Below are 890 nucleotides of genomic sequence, written 5' to 3' on the forward strand. Positions count from 1 at the left end.
CATCCACCTGTGTCGGTTTACGGTACGGGTATACTGCAAACAATAGCGGCTTTTCTTGGCAGCCAGCTCACGTGCTTCCCTACTTCTTTTCGGTCCGCGTCACGTCTTCGGATTGTGTACCGGATTTGCCTGATACACTCCTACCCCGCTTGCACCGGTCTTTCCATTCCCGGCCCACGCTCTCTTTCTGCGTCCCCACAGTTCTGTTACAGTACAGTACAGGAATTTCAACCTGTTATCCATCGGCTACGCCTCTCGGCCTCGCCTTAGGCCCCGACTTACCCAGGGCAGATCAGCTTTACCCTGGAAACCTTAGATATTCGGCCGGAAGGATTCCCACCTTCCTCTCGCTACTCATTCCGGCATTCTCTCTTCCTGACAGTCCACAGCTCCTTCCGGTACTGCTTCCTCCCGTCAGCAATGCTCCTCTACCGATGAACAGTGATCAATGCAGACCAACGCAGTCTGTTTCATCTGATGCGGGATCTTCCTGACTCCGTCAGGAAGCTTCCTCCATCTTCATTGATCTGTATTGATCACTGTTCATCCCTGAGCTTCGGCAGTGTGTTTCAGCCCCGGACATTTTCGGCGCAGGACCTCTCGACCAGTGAGCTATTACGCACTCTTTTAATGGATGGCTGCTTCTGAGCCAACATCCTGGTTGTCTTTGAAATCCCACATCCTTTTCCACTTAACACACATTTTGGGGCCTTAGCTGCAGGTCCGGGCTCTTTCCCTTTTGACCACCCAACTTATCTCGGATCGTCTGACTCCCATGCATCATCTACACGGCATTCGGAGTTTGATATCCCTTGGTAAGCTTTGACGCCCCCTTAGGAATTCAGTGCTCTACCTCCGTAAGACTTGCATGAGGCTAGCCCTAAAGCTAT

1 rRNA gene is annotated in these 890 nt (G+C 52.0%); it reads right to left on the reverse strand.

Going from position 1 to position 890, the window contains the following annotated elements:
* Nucleotides 1–890 (reverse strand): 23S ribosomal RNA (locus B5F07_RS22185); the annotation flags it as partial.

The organism is Lachnoclostridium sp. An169 (genome assembly GCF_002160525.1).
Classification (GTDB): Bacteria; Bacillota; Clostridia; order Lachnospirales; family Lachnospiraceae; genus Mediterraneibacter; species Mediterraneibacter cottocaccae.